The sequence below is a fragment of the Azohydromonas lata genome, from assembly GCF_034427735.1.
Lineage (GTDB): Bacteria > Pseudomonadota > Gammaproteobacteria > Burkholderiales > Burkholderiaceae_C > Azohydromonas > Azohydromonas lata.
The window spans coordinates 1-226 of sequence record NZ_JAXOJX010000281.1 but is presented as its reverse complement, the minus strand read 5'-3'; the positions used below and the strand labels follow the sequence as shown (position 1 = coordinate 226).

Below are 226 nucleotides of genomic sequence, written 5' to 3'. Positions count from 1 at the left end.
CCTGGAGCTACACGGTCGACAACAGCCTGGCTGCGCTGCAGGCGCTAAAAGCCAGCGAGACGCACACGGAAACCTTCACCGTTCAAAGCCTGGACGGCACTGCCTCGCAGACCGTCACCGTTGTCATCACCGGCGTCAACGACGCGGCCACCATTGACGCCGGCACCGACGGTGCCAACGCCCAGGCCGCGCTGACTGAAGACGCCGACACCGACACCCTCACGCC

At 65.9% G+C, this 226-nt stretch carries 1 protein-coding gene; it reads left to right on the top strand.

The annotated features are described in order from the left end of the window. Nucleotides 1-226, top strand: a 226-nt coding sequence (locus SM757_RS35395; protein WP_322468926.1) for a VCBS domain-containing protein, incomplete at both ends; no start/stop codon positions are given.